At 72.0% G+C, this 14,555-nt stretch carries 12 protein-coding genes; all 12 read right to left on the bottom strand.

Features of this window, described 5'->3' with window-relative positions:
* Positions 1 to 14 precede the first annotated feature (14 nt).
* The 12 genes from NFU81_RS00285 to NFU81_RS00230 all read right to left on the bottom strand — a co-directional run bounded on the left by NFU81_RS00285 (position 15) and on the right by NFU81_RS00230 (position 14,554).
* Positions 15 to 1,835, bottom strand: coding sequence for a glycoside hydrolase family 15 protein (locus tag NFU81_RS00285; protein WP_251483498.1), 1,821 nt, complete (start codon positions 1,833 to 1,835; stop codon positions 15 to 17).
* A gap of 144 nt (positions 1,836 to 1,979) precedes the next feature.
* On the bottom strand, positions 1,980 to 2,348 hold the full coding sequence (locus NFU81_RS00280) for a hypothetical protein (RefSeq protein WP_251483496.1): 369 nt from the start codon (positions 2,346 to 2,348) through the stop codon (positions 1,980 to 1,982).
* Between the two features lie 102 nt (positions 2,349 to 2,450).
* A complete protein-coding gene (locus NFU81_RS00275) occupies positions 2,451 to 4,727 on the bottom strand; it encodes a M4 family metallopeptidase (protein WP_422665120.1) in 2,277 nt (758 codons plus the stop codon).
* Between the two features lie 413 nt (positions 4,728 to 5,140).
* Complete coding sequence (locus NFU81_RS00270; RefSeq protein WP_251484080.1) at positions 5,141 to 6,076, bottom strand: sugar kinase; 936 nt, start codon at positions 6,074 to 6,076, stop codon at positions 5,141 to 5,143.
* A gap of 208 nt (positions 6,077 to 6,284) precedes the next feature.
* Positions 6,285 to 6,932 carry a bifunctional 4-hydroxy-2-oxoglutarate aldolase/2-dehydro-3-deoxy-phosphogluconate aldolase gene (locus tag NFU81_RS00265; RefSeq protein ID WP_251483491.1) on the bottom strand — a complete coding sequence of 216 codons (648 nt, stop codon included), beginning with the start codon at positions 6,930 to 6,932 and terminating at the stop codon, positions 6,285 to 6,287.
* 37 nt (positions 6,933 to 6,969) lie between these two features.
* The gene (locus tag NFU81_RS00260; protein WP_251483490.1) at positions 6,970 to 7,821 is read right to left on the bottom strand and encodes a hypothetical protein; all 852 of its coding nucleotides are present in this window, start codon (positions 7,819 to 7,821) and stop codon (positions 6,970 to 6,972) included.
* Positions 7,815 to 8,960: a galactonate dehydratase gene (gene dgoD / locus NFU81_RS00255; protein WP_251483488.1), complete on the bottom strand. Its 1,146-nt coding sequence runs from the start codon at positions 8,958 to 8,960 to the stop codon at positions 7,815 to 7,817. Before dgoD ends, NFU81_RS00260 begins: the two co-directional genes overlap by 7 nt.
* On the bottom strand, positions 8,957 to 9,691 hold the full coding sequence (locus NFU81_RS00250; RefSeq protein ID WP_251483486.1) for a FadR/GntR family transcriptional regulator: 735 nt from the start codon (positions 9,689 to 9,691) through the stop codon (positions 8,957 to 8,959). Before NFU81_RS00250 ends, dgoD begins: the two co-directional genes overlap by 4 nt.
* 52 nt (positions 9,692 to 9,743) lie before the next feature.
* Positions 9,744 to 10,505 carry an SDR family NAD(P)-dependent oxidoreductase gene (locus NFU81_RS00245; RefSeq protein ID WP_251483484.1) on the bottom strand — a complete coding sequence of 254 codons (762 nt, stop codon included), beginning with the start codon at positions 10,503 to 10,505 and terminating at the stop codon, positions 9,744 to 9,746.
* A gap of 88 nt (positions 10,506 to 10,593) precedes the next feature.
* Positions 10,594 to 12,705 (bottom strand): alpha-galactosidase, encoded by a 2,112-nt coding sequence (locus NFU81_RS00240; RefSeq protein ID WP_251483482.1) that lies wholly within the window; start codon positions 12,703 to 12,705, stop codon positions 10,594 to 10,596.
* On the bottom strand, positions 12,702 to 13,607 hold the full coding sequence (locus NFU81_RS00235) for a carbohydrate ABC transporter permease (RefSeq protein ID WP_251483480.1): 906 nt from the start codon (positions 13,605 to 13,607) through the stop codon (positions 12,702 to 12,704). Before NFU81_RS00235 ends, NFU81_RS00240 begins: the two co-directional genes overlap by 4 nt.
* The gene (locus NFU81_RS00230; RefSeq protein WP_251483478.1) at positions 13,607 to 14,554 is read right to left on the bottom strand and encodes a carbohydrate ABC transporter permease; all 948 of its coding nucleotides are present in this window, start codon (positions 14,552 to 14,554) and stop codon (positions 13,607 to 13,609) included. The genes NFU81_RS00235 and NFU81_RS00230 overlap by 1 nt, the downstream gene beginning before the upstream one ends.
* Position 14,555: the final 1 nt, after the last annotated feature.

The following is a 14,555-nucleotide window of genomic DNA, read 5'->3' as shown; positions in this document are numbered from 1 at the left end:
TGGATGACCACGTGTCAGCGTCCGTGCTCGGCGTCGAGGGCGTCATCGAGGGTGCCGGCGGCCATGATGAGCGCGAGGTGGGTGAACGCCTGCGGGAAGTTTCCCAGTTGCTCCCCGCTGGGACTGATCTCCTCGGCGAACAGTCCGACGTGGTTGGCGTAGGTCTGCATCTTCTCGAAGGTGTACCGGGCTTGTTCCAGCCGTCCGGCCCGTGCCAGCGCGTCGACGTAGAGGAAGGTGCACAGGCTGAAGGTGCCTTCCGAGCCGCGCAGTCCGTCCGGTGAGGCGGCCGGGTCGTAGCGGTAGACGAGGCTGTCGGAGACGAGCTTGCGGTCCATGGCATCGAGGGTGGACAGCCACATCGGGTCCCTGGGGGCGAGGAAGCCGACTCTCGGCATGAGCAGAAGTGAGGCGTCCAGTACGTCGCCGCCGTAGTGCTGGACGAACGCGTTCTCCTTCTCGTTCCAGCCGCGGTCCATGACCTGATCGAATATGGCATCGCGCGCCGCACGCCACTTCTCGATATCGGCGGGCCGGCGGAAGTGCTCGGCCAGGCGCAGTCCGTGGTCGAAAGCCGCCCAGGACATCACCCGGCTGTAGGTGAAGTCCTCGCGGCCGCCGCGGGTCTCCCAGATGCCCTCGTCAGGCCGGTCCCATGCATCGGCCAGCCAGTCCAGTGTCCTGGCCACGGTCTTCCACGCCTCGTAGGTGGCCTGCTGCCCGATCTCGCGGCCCTGAGCCACCGCGTAGATCGCTTCTCCGTAGATGTCCAGCTGCAACTGGTCGACGGCGCCGTTCCCGATGCGCACCGGCGCGGACCCTCGGTAGCCCTCGAAGTGGTCCAAGGTCTCCTCGGGCAGATCGGGGCTGCCGTCGATCCGGTACATCGTCTGCAGCGGCTCGTCCCCCTTGCCCTCACGCTCGCGCAGCCGTGCCACCAGCCAGTGGACGAACGCGGTGGCCTCCTCGACGAAGCCGAGGTCGAGCATGGCGCGCACCGACAGCGAGCCGTCGCGTACCCAGGTGAACCGGTAGTCCCAGTTGCGTTCCCCGCCGACCTGCTCCGGCAGGCCCGTTGTGGCCGCCGCGACCAGCGCGCCGCTGGGGGCGTAGGTCAGCAGCTTCAGGGTGATCACCGAGCGGTGCACCAGCTCGGGCCAGCGGCCCCGGTAGCGGGACTGGCGCAGCCAGGTCTGCCAGAAGCGCGTGACCTCCCCGACCTGTACGTCGACCGCGTCCGTCGTGAGGGGGTCGGGCGCGTCGCCTCCCGGCGCGCAGACGGTGAACACCGCCCCGGCGCTCTGCCCGGCCTTCAGACGGACGGTACCCAGCACGTCCCGGCCGTCCCCTTCGAGCGGGAACGTGGCCTGCAGGAACGCGTCGGTGCCCGGTGCGCGGAACCGGGCACCGTTGTCACCGATCTCGAGCTGGTGCTCGGCCCGGCCGTAGTCGAAACGCGGCCGGCACTCCAGGGCGAAGTCGACGGTTCCCCGCACGGCGCGGACCAGGCGGATGAGGGTGTGGCGGTCTGTCGGCGTGCGGCTCTGGTCCGGAGGCATGAAGTCCATGACCTCGCCCACCCCGTCCGGCGACATGAACCGCGTCACCAAGATCGCCGTGTCGGGGTAGTAGAGCTGCTTGCACGTGAGATCGGGGTGTTCGGGGGCGATGCGGAAGTGGCCTCCGCCGTCGTGGTCGAGCAGGGCGGCGAAGATGCTCGGCGAGTCGAATCGTGGCGCTGCGAACCAGTCGACGACGCCCTGGGACGAGACCAGCGCGGTGGTCTGGAGGTCGCCCACCAGGCCGTGATCGGCGATCGGGGGGTACCGGTCCATGGGTTTCTCCGGCGTCTCACAGGAAGCCCCCCTCGACTCCCACTATCCGGCCGACCGTGCCGCCCCGCCACACGCGGCCGCGACGGCCCCGGCCACCGCGGCAGGCCCCGCAGCCGATGCTACTTTTTGTGATCTCCGGATTGCTCACAGTAGTAGTGCGCATCGGGTGTGCTCCTGCGGCGCCCCGGGCCGCCGCCGGCCGAGCGTGGGAGACTGGCCATGGATTTGCTTCACCTTCGGTTGGCAAGCCCGTCGGATCTCACTGCCGGGAGCGTCGACCTGCTGACCGGCGACCACTACGTCTTCAACCTCGTAGTCTCCGGCGAGGCTCGCAAACCCGACGGCGACGCGATCGAGTGCGACGTCCTGGCCGGGGCCGCCAACGCGCTGCTGCGCGGTCTGCGCGACCTGGGGATCGACTCCCGCGGATCCATCGTCATCGAGCCCGTCGGCATGGCGCTCTCCCGCACCGTCGCCGAGGTCGAGCACCGCCGGCTCGGGTCGCTCGCCCACACACCTGTCCGGGAAGACGAAGCAGACGGCCGGCAGGGCCTCCCGTCGCCCGGAGGGAGCGATTCCCAGGAGCTGTTCAGGAGGCCCTGCCGTGCTGTCAGGTCAGAAGGTCATGCTCCACCGCTGGAGATGGCCGGGGTCCAGGTCGTAGAAGCCGGGCGTGCCGTCGGCGACGCGCAGCTTCCAGGTGCCTCGGGCCTGGACCGCGGAGGCGTCGACCGTGTAGGTCTCGTGCAGTTCGGGCGTCAGCACCCACGGTCCCCAGGACTTGACGGGGATGACGCTCCCGTCAGGGGCGATCAGGTCGATCACCTGGGCGTTGCTGAACTCGTGGTCCAGATCGACAGTCACCTTCAGGTCGCTCGGGGCCTTACCCGGCTTTCCGAGGACTTCCATCGGGGACTCGACCACACCCCACTGGGGAATCACATACGTGGTGGGGTTGACGAAGAAGTGCCCGCCGGACGCGAGGACGGTCCAGACGAACGGGATCCTGCGGGTGTCTCCGGCCGCGTCCGTGATGATGACGACCGAGTTGTAGTCGCCTGCCTTGTCCGGCGTACCGGTGATCAGACCGGTCGTCCGGTTGATCGTCAGGCCGAGCGGCAGCTGCTTGGCGGAATAGGTCACCGGGCCGGGGCGGCTGCTGGACGCGGTGACCTGGCGGCTTACCGGCTGACCGGTCGCCACCGGCTCGGTCGGCAGCGGCTCCACGGCGATGTGGTCGACGTACCGGTTTCCGACGTGGACGGCCGCCCAGGCGTTTGCGGCGGACTCGTAGGTGTCGCTCTGGGTGCCGTAGAGGTCGGCGGCGGCCTGGAGCGTGGCGGTGCGGGCGCCGGCGTAGTCGGTGGTGCTGGTCATGTAGACGGTCAGGGCGCGGTACATCACCTTCGCGGCGTCGGCCAGTCCGATGCCCGCGACCGGCAGTCCGTCGTACGTGGGGCTGTCGTAGTCCACGCCGTTGATGGTCTTCTGCCCGCTGCCCTCGGCGAGCAGGTAGAAGAAGTGGTCCCCGATACCCGCTGCCATGTGCGGCTCGTCCGACTTCGCCTGCAGCGTCCAGTAGTCCAGGGGGGCGTAACCGACGGAGCTGATACCGGCCTTGGAGGGAAGGTCCATGTAGCGGATCGGCTTGCCGTCGCCGTGCAGGTCGTCCAGCTCGGCCATCGTGTAGTCGGGCACGTCGTTGGGGTTGTCGGCGTAGAACTCGACGGCGGCGGCCATCATGTCGCTGACCGCCTCGTTGAGGGCCGGCGCTTCCCCGACGTCGCCCAGCCCGGCAGTTGCCGAGGTGACGCCGTGCGTCATCTCGTGCGCGGCGATGTCCAGGGACGTCACCGGGTGCTGTCCGTCCGCGCCGTCGCCGTAGCTCATGCAGAAGCAGCCGTCCTGCCAGTTGGCGTTGGCGAGGGGGATGCCCTGCTGCTGCTCGTAGTGGACGCGCGAGTAGCTGCCTCGGCCGTCGTCGGCTATGCCGTTGCGGCCGAAGCTGTCGCGGTAGAAGTCCCAGGTCGTCTGTGCCCCGTACGCCGCGTCCACTGCCGCGGTCTGCGGGTTCGCCGCCGTTCCGTCGCCCCAGACATCGTCGTCGTCCGTCAGCAGCACCCCGTTGGAGTTGACGGTCGAGTCGAGCGTCCGGTGACCGCCGTGGTCCGGGTCGATCAGGGCGTAGCTGCCGTCGTCCTGACGGGTGGAACCGATCGTGACCTTGCCGCTGTAGAGGCTGTTGCCGTCGGCGGACTCCACGTGCTCGGCGTTCTCCAGGGTGGTGCCGCTCGCGGCGTCCGTCACGACGTGGCGTTCGCTGGGGGATCCGTCCTGCTGTACTCCGGTGACGACCGTCTCCCAGGCCAGCGTCGGCCGGCCGCCCGCCATCCAGACGACTTGGCGCGGGGCACTGTGCGCGCCTGCGTTGCGTGTGCCCTTGGCCGTGGCAGTGCTCAGAGCCGACTTCTTCGCCGTGGCCGCCGGCACCTTGGCCGTGGTCGTCGGCAGGGAGAGCGGCGCCGTGGAGGCGTAGCTGACAGTGCGGGCCGCGCCCTTGTGCTGATGCACCACCAGGTCGCCGCCGATCACCGGCAGTCCTGCGTAGGTCCGCTCGTAACGGGTGTGGACCGTTCCATCGGCGTCCTGGATCACGTCCTTGGGGATGAGTTTCTCCCTCGTGCCCAGACGCAGCGCGCGGGCCGTCTCCGGCGCCGCCTTCGCCGCGTTCTCCAGCAGTTGCCTGCGCTGCCCCGGCGACAGGTCGACGATTGCTGCTCCTGGCCGGGCCATGGACATGATCTGAGGGAGCGCTGCCGCCTTCCGGCTGTTCCCTGACCCGCCGGATGCGGAGGCGGGGCCGGCGGGCAGTGCGGAAACCGTGAGCGCCATGGCCGCCACTGCCACAGTGGCGGCCAGGCGTCGTCGGGGCACACGCGATCCCTGTGGGAACACGCGCCCGCTGCTGAAGGAATTCACTCGTGGGTCCTTCCGTTCGGCCGCCTGTCGATGGGGGCGGCCGCTGGGACAGGGAGCCGGAGGTCACGGCTCCCTCCTCGTCGATGACAAAAGTGATCATCGCAGCGGGTATTCGCGCCTGTCAGGGGCCTCCGGGGGCGCAAATACGACACGGCGGTGAACCGCCGGGAGCCACGCGGTGACGGACGGGGGGGTCGGCGGGGCGTAGTGGCGGGCCTGCCACGCCAGGTACGCCGGGCGAGGTTCCGACAGGATGCGTCCGGGACAGCACGTCCAGGTCGTCCTGGCTGTAGGGGCGCGCACGCAGGGCAGGAGCAGGGCGAGCCTCACCCGGCTTCCGGCCGGGCCGGCGGGCCGAGTTGCCGCCACTCCTCCTCCGAGGCGGCCAGCAGCGAGGCGATCCGGTCCGCCGGAGGCAGCGGGCCGTGGTCGCCGGGCACCCGCAGGGCGGCGCCCGCGGTCAGATGGGCCAGACGCAGCGCTCTCGGAAGCGGTTCGCCCCGGCGCAGCCCGGTCAGGAAGCCTGCGGCGAAGGCGTCGCCCGCGCCGACGGGCTCGACCACCTCGGTGTGCAGGGCCGGCACCGTGTGCGCGACGGCGCCGCCGAAGACGGTCGCCGCGTGGGCGCCGTCCTTGACCACGAGCAGGCGCGGGCCGGGCAGGAGGCTCCGTACGTCGCCCGGCGTGCCGATCCGGTCGCCCCACAGCGCCTGAGCCTCGTCGAGGCCGACGAAGACCAGATCGGCGCGGTCGGCGAGGGCATGCAGCAGGTCGGGGGCGGAGCCGTCCGTCCACAGCGCGGGACGGTAGTTGACGTCGAAGCTCACCGGAAGCGGACCGCGCAAGGCCTCCTCTACCAGTGCCCGGCACGACGGTGACAGGGCGGCGGTGATGCCGGTCAGGTGCAGCAGCGCCGCGTCCCGCACGGCGGCGCCGGCCAGCAGTCCGGGGCCGAGAGCCGAGGCGGCCGAGCCCCGGCGGTAGTAGTGGACGCGGGTCGCGACCTCTCCGGGGTCCTTGACGAGCAGTCCGGTCGGCCGCGTCGGGTCGACGCGGACGCCGCCCACGTCGACCCCGGGCGCTGCCACCTCGGCCAGCACCCGGCGCCCGAAGGGGTCGTCACCGAGCGCCGACACCCAGCGCACGGGTATGCCGTGGTCGGCGAGGTACATCGCCACGTTCGACTCCGCCCCGGCCACGGCGACCCGCAGTCCCGCCGCCGCCACGAGCGGGCCCACGGGCTCGGGCACGAGCGCGGCCATGGTCTCGCCGACGCAGACGATCGGACCCTCTGCGAGGGGGATCACCGTGCAGCCCGCCGCGGACCGGAAACGCCGCGGTGTCCACGGAGGGCGGCTGCACCGCGCGCCGGGCCGGTCCGCACGCCAAGCCAAACGGCGCTCCCCGCGGTGCTCGGTCCCGCGCTCCGCACACGGCTCGCCACCGCGGGCCGCACCGCGGTCCGGGCCTTCACCGGTCCTCCTGTCCCTGGCCGAAGTCCCGTACCGCCTCCAGGTATGCGCGGGCCCTGACCCGTAGCGCATCCAGGCTGCCGCCGTCGGCCGCGTCCCCGAGCAGCGGGGAGCCCACGCCGACGGCAGTGGCACCGGCGGCAAGGTAGGCCCGGGCGGCGGGGGCGTCCACACCGCCGACCGGGACAAAGGGAAGGGCCGGGAAGGGACCGCGCAGGGCGCGGAGGTAGCCGGGGCCGCCGGCCTGCTCCGCGGGGAAGAGCTTCAGCGCTTCTGCGCCCATCCGGCGGGCGGTCACGATGTCGGTGGGCGTCATCACCCCGGCGAGTACCGGCATACCCAACTCGCGGGCGGTGGTGACCCCTTCGCCGAGCGCGGGGGTGACCGCGAAGTCGGCTCCCGCGGCCTGGGCGGCGCGGGCGTCGTCGGCGGTGAGCACGGTGCCCGCGCCGAGCGGAGCGGCGTGCCCGAGGGCGGCGCGGGTCCGGGCGATGACGTCGAGCGCACCCGCGCCGCTGAGCGATATCTCGACCAGGGCGACGCCCTCCTCCATCAGGGCCATCACCGCCCGGTGGGCGGCGTCGGGGTCGGTGCCGCGGACGATCGCGACGAGCCGGTGGGTACGCAGCGCGGTCAGCAGGTCCACGTGCGGGCTCCTTTCCTCTGAACATCGTGACGACGCGTCATGGGCGGGCGGTGATCGTCAGCCGCCAGTGGACCTCCCCCGACGCGGGCACCCGCGCCGCGTCCCGCTCGCCGGCCGCGGCCAGGTCGAAGACCCGGCCGAGCATCGGCTCGACGCCGATCGAGCGGTACGGGGCGTCCTCCGGGAAGCCCCGGAGATTGCGCCACACGGCGACGCAGACCGGCTGGCCTGGTGCTTCGAGATCGAACTCCAGCATGTCCCGGCCGTCGTGGACGGCTGCCCGCCCGGTGTCCACGATCGCTCCCAGCGCGGTTCCGTCGTCCGGTCCGAGCAGATCGAAGCGGAGGTCCGGTGCCGCCTGGGCCACGGCGGGCGCCCCGGGGCGGCTCACGGCGGTGGCGGTGCCCGCGGCCCCCGCCCGAGGCCAGGCGAACGCCTCCCAGTCGGAGCCGCCGTCGCGGTAGAGCCGACCATGCGCGCCCTCGGCGATGGCGATCCGGCCCTGTTCGGAGATGTCGAGCAGGGCGTGGCCTGCCCACAGGAAGCGGTAGCCGGGTTCGGCCCTGAGGCGGTAGTCGGCGACGACACCGCCGTCCACCGCGCCGATGGTACGGGTGAGGTGGAAGTCGGGGCACCGCACGGACGCGCTGTCACCGTCCTGCTTCCACGGCCGGGACCAGGCGTCGCCGTGGTCCGGGACGCCGCGCACCGTGGGAACGCACTCCTCCAGGCCGCCGGCGTCGGCGAAGGCGTCACCCGGCCGTGCCCGCGAGCGGCGCGGTTCGTCGCGGTGCCACAGCCACTCTCTCCCTCCGGACGACAGCGATGTCCAACGCCCCCCGTACGCCGGGTCGGTGGCCACCCGCACGACCGGCGCTCCGGTCACCATTCGGCGAAGGACCCGTCGGCGTGGCGCCATACGGGGTTGCGCCAGGCGTGCCCGGCGCGGTCGGCGGCACGGACCGCGCTCTCGTCGATGGTGACGCCGAGGCCGGGCAGCGTGCTGCGCCGGGCGTGGCCGTCGGTGAAGCGGAAGGGCTCGGTGTCGAGGAGGTAGGACAACAGGTCGGCGTCCTTGTTGTAGTGGATGCCGAGGCTCTGCTCCTGGATGAGGAAGTTGGGTGTGCAGAAGGCGACTTGGAGGCTGGCGGCGAGTGAGATGGGGCCAAGCGGGCAGTGCGGCGCCAGTTGCGCGCCGAAGGTCTCAGCGAGCGCGGCGATCCGGATCACCTCGGTGATGCCGCCGGCGTGCGAGAGGTCTGGCTGGGCGACGGCTATGCCGGCGCTGAGCACGGGGAGGAACTCGGCCCGGCCGTAGAGCCGTTCGCCGGTGGCGAGCGGCACGGGTGTGGACGCGGCCAGGGACGCGGTGAGGTGGCCGTGTTCCGGCAGTAGCGGCTCCTCGACGAACAGCGGGTGGAGCGGGGTGATTTCGTGCAGGAGCCGGCGGGCGCCGGCGGGGGTGAAGCGGCCGTGGAAGTCGACGGCGACATCGCGGTGGGGGCCCAGCACCTCGCGGGCGGCGGCCACCCGCTCCACGACGGCGGCGGTGCCTGCCGGCGTGGTGAGCGGCTCGGTGCGGCCCGCGGCGTTCATCTTGACCGCGGTGAAGCCCGCTTCGATCTGGGCGCTGATCTCGTCGGCGAGCCGGGCAGGTTCGTCGCCCCCGACCCACGCGTAGACGCGGACCGTGTCGCGGACCGCGCCGCCGAGCAGGGCGTGCACGGGAGCACCGTAGGCCTTGCCCGCGATGTCCCACAGGGCGTGGTCGAGTCCGGCGACGGCGCTGGAGAGCACCGGGCCGCCTCGGTAGAAGCCTCCCTTGGTGAGCACCTGCCAGTGGTCCTGGATGCGCAACGGGTCCTGGCCGATGAGCTGTTCGGCGAGGACGTCGACGGCGGCGCGCACCACTTCGGCGCGGCCCTCCACCACGGGCTCACCCCAGCCGACCAGTCCCTCGTCGGTCTCGACCCGGCAGAACAGCCAGCGGGGTGCCACGAGGAAGGTCTCGACGCGAACGATCTTCACCGGGCGTCCTCCTCCCCGGAGTCGGTGCCGTGCACGAGGTCCAGGTCGCGTACCGCCTGGTCCAGCAGGGCTCTCATGGCGGTCTCGGCGCCGTCCGGGTCCCGGTCGCGCACCGCATCGAGGACGGCGCGGTGGCTGGGCACCGGGTCCGTGCCGTGCGGTGAGCTGTGGACGATCTCGTCGCGATGGGCGAGTCCCGATTCGATGACCATCTCCATGCGTTCGAGCAGCTCGTTGTGCGTGGCGGCGAGCAGGGCGCGGTGGAAGGCCAGGTCGGCCTCGACGGCGTGGGCCGGGCCGCCGTCCTGGCGGGACATCGCCGTGAGCGCCTCGTCGAGGGCGGTCAGGTCGTCGTCGGTGCGGCGTACGGCGGCGAGCCGGATCGCGGCGGGTTCGATGATGCCGCGGACCTCGCCGAGGTTGCGCAGCAGCGACAGGTCGGCGCCGGCCGCGGTACCGCCGGCGAACTGCCAGCGCAGCACGTCTGCGTCGAGCAGGTTCCAGTCGGCCCGGGCGCGTACGAAGGTGCCGCGCTTCTGCCGCGCATCGACCATGCCCTTGGCCGCAAGGACCTTCAGGGACTCGCGCAGGGCGGTCAGACTGACGTCCAACTCGGCCTGCAACGCCACGAGATCGAGTGTCGCCCCCTCGGGGATCTCACCGCTGAGCACCCGGCGCGCGAGGGTCTCCACGGTCTGGCCGTGCACTCCGCGGCGCGCGTATGGCGTCATGTCGTTCTGCCTTTCTCCAGGTCGGTCGGCATGTCGGTCGGACGGGGCGGGGTCAGGCGGAGCCCTTGACGACACTCCAGCCGCCGTCCACCAGCAAGCTCGATCCGGTGATGTAGGACGCTTCGGGCGAGGCCAGGAAGGCGATCGCGGCGGCCGCCTCCTCGGGTCTGCCGAATCGGCCGGCTGCCGTCTCGGCGACGCTCCTGTCCCGGTCCGCCTGGGAGACACGGTCCCAGGCGGCGGTGAGGATGGGACCCGGGAGTACCGCGTTGACGCGTACCTCGGGGCCGTACTCCACGGCGAGCTGACCGGACAGCGAGAGCAGGGCGCCTTTGGCGGCGGCGTAGGCGGGGTGGCCGGGGATGCCCTTGTGGGCGTGCACGGAGGAGATCAGCACGATGGCCCCGCGGCGCTCGCGAAGGTCGGGCAGCAGCGCTCTGACTCCGAGGAAGCCGCCGGTGAGGTTGACCGCCAGCTGCCGTTCCCAGGAGGCGAGGCTCGTCTCGTGGGCGGGGGCGACGTCGACGGTGAAGGCGTTGCTGACCAGGACGTCCACCGGTCCGAAGGTGTGGGCGGCGGTGACGAGCCGGTCCCAGTCCCCCGGCGAGGAGACGTCCGCCGTCACGAACTCGGCGGCGCCGCCCTGCTCACGGATGCCGGCCGCGACGTCCCGCCCCGCGTCCGTGGCGATGTCCGCGAGGACCACGCTTGCGCCCTCGGCCGCGAGGCGGCGGGCGGTGGCGGCGCCGATGCCGGCGGCCGCGCCGGTGACGACGGCCACCTGTCCGGCGAATCGGGCTGCGGTGACGTTCATGGGAGGGGTCGGCTCCTTCGCGTTCGGTCGTGTCGGCTGCTGTGGTGACGGGCTGCGGGCGGGGGCGGGGACTGCCGTGCCGGAGAGTTCATTGACGGACCAGGGTGACCAGTTCAGCATCGTGGTCGGCGGTCCAGGCCAGCGGCAGCCCGTAGTGCAGCAGGTGCGCGCCGCTGTACTCGGTGCCGGTCGCGGCGTCCCGGTAGCGGGCACCCGGGTCGAGGCCGCGCAGCCGCAGCCGCGCGGAGCGGCCGGGGAGGAGGGGCGCGCCCTCGAGGCGGCCGGTGCTCCAGGCGGCGACGACGGTGCGGTCGCCGCCGGGGGCGTCGTACTGCACCCCGCAGCCCCCGTCGGCGGGGGTGCCGAGCAGGCGGGCCTCGCCGTGGTGGATCACGTCCCGTACCTGCTTGTAGCGGGCGACCCAGCCGGTGGCCTCGGTGCGCTGCTCAGCGGTCCATTGCCGCAGGTCGGCGCCGATACCGAGGACGCCGGCCGCGGCGAGCACGAAGCGGAAGGCGAGCGAGCGGGGCCGCGGGTCGAAGACACCGGGAGCGTCGGTGACCCAGCTGCTCATGGTGTGCGGGGCGTGGGCGTGCAGATAGCCGTACTGGATCGCGAGCCGGTCCAGCGGGGCGGTGTTGTCGCTGGGCCATACGACGTCGGTACGGGCCAGGGTGGCGTGTTCGATGCGCCCGCCGCCACCCGCGCAGCCCTCGACGGTGACCCGCGGGTGCCGGTCGCGGAGGTGGTCGAGGACTCTCAGGTAGCCGGCCACGTGGGCGGCGTCGAGGTCCTGCTCCCCCGCGGGCCCGGCGCCGGGACGGCCGCGTTCGGTGGGCGGGCGGTTCATGTCCCACTTGAGGTAGCTGATGTCGTGGTCGGTGAGCAGCCGGTCCAGGGTGCCGATGACGAACTCCTGGACGTCGTGGCGGCCGAGGTCGAGCAGCAGCTGCTCGCGGACCAGGGTCGCCGGGCGGCCCTCGATCCGGTAGACCCAGTCCGGGTGTTCAGCGTACAGGCGGGAGGCCGGGCTGATCGCCTCCGGCTCGACCCACAGCCCGAAGTCCATCCCGGTGGCGCGGATCCTCGCGACGAAGTCGTCGAAGCCGGCGGGGAAGGCGGCGGGGTCGGGCTGCCAGTCGCCGAGGCCGCCCTTCTCGTCGTGGCGGCCGGTGAACCAGCCGTCGTCCACGACGAAGAGCTCGACGCCCAGCCCGGCGGCGATCGCCGCGAGTTCGAGCTGCGCGCCGGCCTCGACGCCGAAGCCGGTGGCCTCCCAGGAGTTGTAGAGGACCTTGCGGGTGCGGTGCAGCCGCCCGCCGGCCAGCCGCCTTTCGTAGCGGTGCCAGACGCGGGACAGCCCGTCGAGTCCCTCGGGGCTGAACGCGCAGGCCAGCCGGGGGGTGTCGAGGCCGGCGCCGGGCTTGAGCACGACGGCTCCCTCGTGGGGGACGCGTCCGGCTCTGACCCGTACCGCGCCGCCGGGTTCGGCCTCCGCGGTGATGTGCCAGTTGCCGGACCACTCCAGGGCGACACCGTAGGCGGGCCCGTCGTCGTCGGCGGCGTCCTGCACGGCGAGCCAAGGGGCGTAGGCGTGGCCCGGCGCCCCCTGGGTGGAGGACATCTCGAACCGGCCGCGCATCAGGTCGAGCTGATGGCGGCCGAATTCCTGCGACCACTGTCCGGCGAGGTACGTGAGGCGGGCGCCGCCCTGGACGGGCACGTTGACGCCCGCCGAGTCGAGGCGTTCCAGGTGCAGCGGCTCGGTGCCCGCGTTGCGCAGTTCGGCCCAGCGCAGCAGCACATCGGTGCCGGACACGGTCGCATAGCAGAGCGTGGTGCGCAGTCCGGTCGGCCGGTCGGCGAACTCCAGCCGCAGGCCACTGCCCTCGTCGTACTCCGCGCCGGTGAACTCCCACCACAGGCCGCGTTCGCCGCCGGGGCGGCGGACGGTGAGGTCGGCTCCGGTGAACGGCCGCAGCCCGTAGGGGATGTACTCGGCGGGCGCGGCGTCGGCCGGCGTGATGAAGTGGGTGCGGTGGGACCGGCCCAGGGGTGACGGCCCGATCTCGGCGCCGTGCGGGCCCCAGGCGGCGAGTTCCGCCCAGCGGCCCTCGCCGGCCAGCCGTACCGCGTACACGGTGTGCTCGGTACGCAGCAGCCAGGGACCGGCCGGATCCTGGGTTCGTACGGTGGTCACTTGACGGCCCCCAGGTTGAGTCCGGCCACGAAGTGCCGCTGGAACCGGAGGAAGACAGCGACGGTCGGGGCGGCGGCGATCACCGATCCGGCCGCGATGACGTTCCACTGGGAGACGTACTGTCCCTGCAGGCCCAGCAGGGAGGCGGTGATGGGCATCTTGTCCTCGGAGCGCAGGACCGTGATCGCCCAGAGCAGGTCGTTGAAGATCCAGGTGAAGGCCAGCGCGGTCAGCGCGGCCAGTGCGGGCCGGGCCAGCGGCATGATGACACGGGTGTAGATCTGCCAGGGTCCCGCTCCGTCGATCACGGCCGCCTGCTGAATCTCCGGCGGGATGGCCCGCATGAAGCCGTGCAGGACGAAGACGTAGAAGCCGACGCCGAAGCCGACCTGGACGCCGATCAGTGCGTACAGCGAGTCGTAGATGCCGAGCTTCTCGCTGAGCTTGTCGACCGGGATCAGCAGGATCTGCGGGGGCAGCAGGTTGCCGCTGAGCATGAGCAGCAGCAGTGCCCGCCGGAAGGGCATGTCGTACCGGCTCAGGGCGAAGGCGGCCATGGAGGCCAGCAGCAGGGACAGCAGGACCGTCGGGATGCTGACGAGCAGGCTGTTGATCAGGGCCTGCTGCTGGCCGCCGTCCACCCACGCCTGCCGGAAACCGCCGAGGGTGAAGGAGTGCGGCAGGCTGCCCAGGCCGTGGGAGGCGACGTCGTCGAAGGACCGGGTCGCGGTGATCAGGACGACGGCGATCGGCACGAGCCACAGCAGGGACAGCAGCCCGGCCCCGGTGTGGAAGGCGACGGTGCCCCAGAAGCGGCGAGCCGGCCTCGGCGACCGGCGCGGGGCCGGCGGCCGCGCGCCCTGGTCCGCGGCGGTCCCGGAGGTGGTGTCGGTGACGCTCATCAGTCGGCCTCCTTGAACGCCCGGATCAGGTACGAGGCGATGACGCCGAAGGCCAGCACGAAGATGACGACGGCGAGCGCGGAGCCGTAGCCGAGCCGAAGGGACTGGAAGGCGGCGGAGTACATGTAGGTACTGAGCAGTTCCGAGGAGTGGTACGGGCCGCCGCGGGTGAGTGCCCAGACGACGTCGAAGGAGCGCAGGCTGTCGATGATGATCACCGACAGGACGACGGCGTTGACGCTGCGCAGCTGCGGAAGGGTGATGTGCCGGAACTGCTGCCACCGGGTGGCGCCGTCGACCTTCGCGGCCTCGTACAGTGCCGGATCGATGCCCTTGAGGCCGGCCAGGTAGAGCACCATGACGTAGCCGACCTGGCGCCACAGCGCGGGCACGATCACCGCGTAGAGCGCGGTGTCCTGGTCGGCGAGCCACGGGTGGGTGAGACTGCCGAGCCCGAGCCCCGACATGGTCTTGTTGATCAGCCCGTCGGGCTGGTACATCGCCTGCCACACCAGTGCGGTGGCCGTGAGCGAGAAGACCACCGGCAGGAACAGCGCGGCCCGGTAGAAGCCGACCCCGCGGCGCTCCTGCTGGAGCAGCAGGGCGGCGCCGAGCCCCAGGAGCGCGGACAGTCCGCCGAACAGCGCCAGCCACAGCACGGTGTCGAGCATCGCGGTGTGGAAGACCGTGTCGTGGATCATCTCCCGGTAGTTGCCGAGGCCGATGAACTGCGGCGCCGAAATGCCGTCCCACTTCGTCAGCGAGAGGTAGAAGCCCTGCAGGGCGGGCCAGAACACGAAGAAGCCCTCGGCGAGCAGCGGCAGCAGGACGAAGGCGAGTACCACCGGAGGGACCCGGGTGGCCCGCTTTCCCCCGCCGCGCGTCGTGCGCCCGCCGCGGCCGGCGCCTTCCGCGGCGCGCCGGCCTGCGGCGGTGAGTACCGCCATC

It is taken from the genome of Actinacidiphila cocklensis, assembly GCF_907177275.1.
Taxonomy (GTDB): domain Bacteria; phylum Actinomycetota; class Actinomycetes; order Streptomycetales; family Streptomycetaceae; genus Actinacidiphila; species Actinacidiphila cocklensis.
Note: the sequence above shows the minus strand (reverse complement) of the source record. Positions and strands in the feature narration are given on the sequence as shown.

Bases quoted from the DNA above. Each gene is read 5' to 3' on its own strand.
- NFU81_RS00250 (WP_251483486.1), bottom strand. From the start codon at position 9,691: ATGACGCCATACGCGCGCCGCGGAGTGCACGGCCAGACCGTGGAGACC.
- NFU81_RS00275 (WP_422665120.1), bottom strand. From the start codon at position 4,727: ATGGCGCTCACGGTTTCCGCACTGCCCGCCGGCCCCGCCTCCGCATCC.
- NFU81_RS00270 (WP_251484080.1), bottom strand. From the start codon at position 6,076: ATGGCCGCGCTCGTGCCCGAGCCCGTGGGCCCGCTCGTGGCGGCGGCG.
- NFU81_RS00260 (WP_251483490.1), bottom strand. From the start codon at position 7,821: ATGGTGACCGGAGCGCCGGTCGTGCGGGTGGCCACCGACCCGGCGTAC.
- NFU81_RS00285 (WP_251483498.1), bottom strand. From the start codon at position 1,835: ATGGACCGGTACCCCCCGATCGCCGATCACGGCCTGGTGGGCGACCTC.
- NFU81_RS00235 (WP_251483480.1), bottom strand. From the start codon at position 13,607: ATGAGCGTCACCGACACCACCTCCGGGACCGCCGCGGACCAGGGCGCG.
- NFU81_RS00230 (WP_251483478.1), bottom strand. From the start codon at position 14,554: ATGGCGGTACTCACCGCCGCAGGCCGGCGCGCCGCGGAAGGCGCCGGC.
- NFU81_RS00245 (WP_251483484.1), bottom strand. From the start codon at position 10,505: ATGAACGTCACCGCAGCCCGATTCGCCGGACAGGTGGCCGTCGTCACC.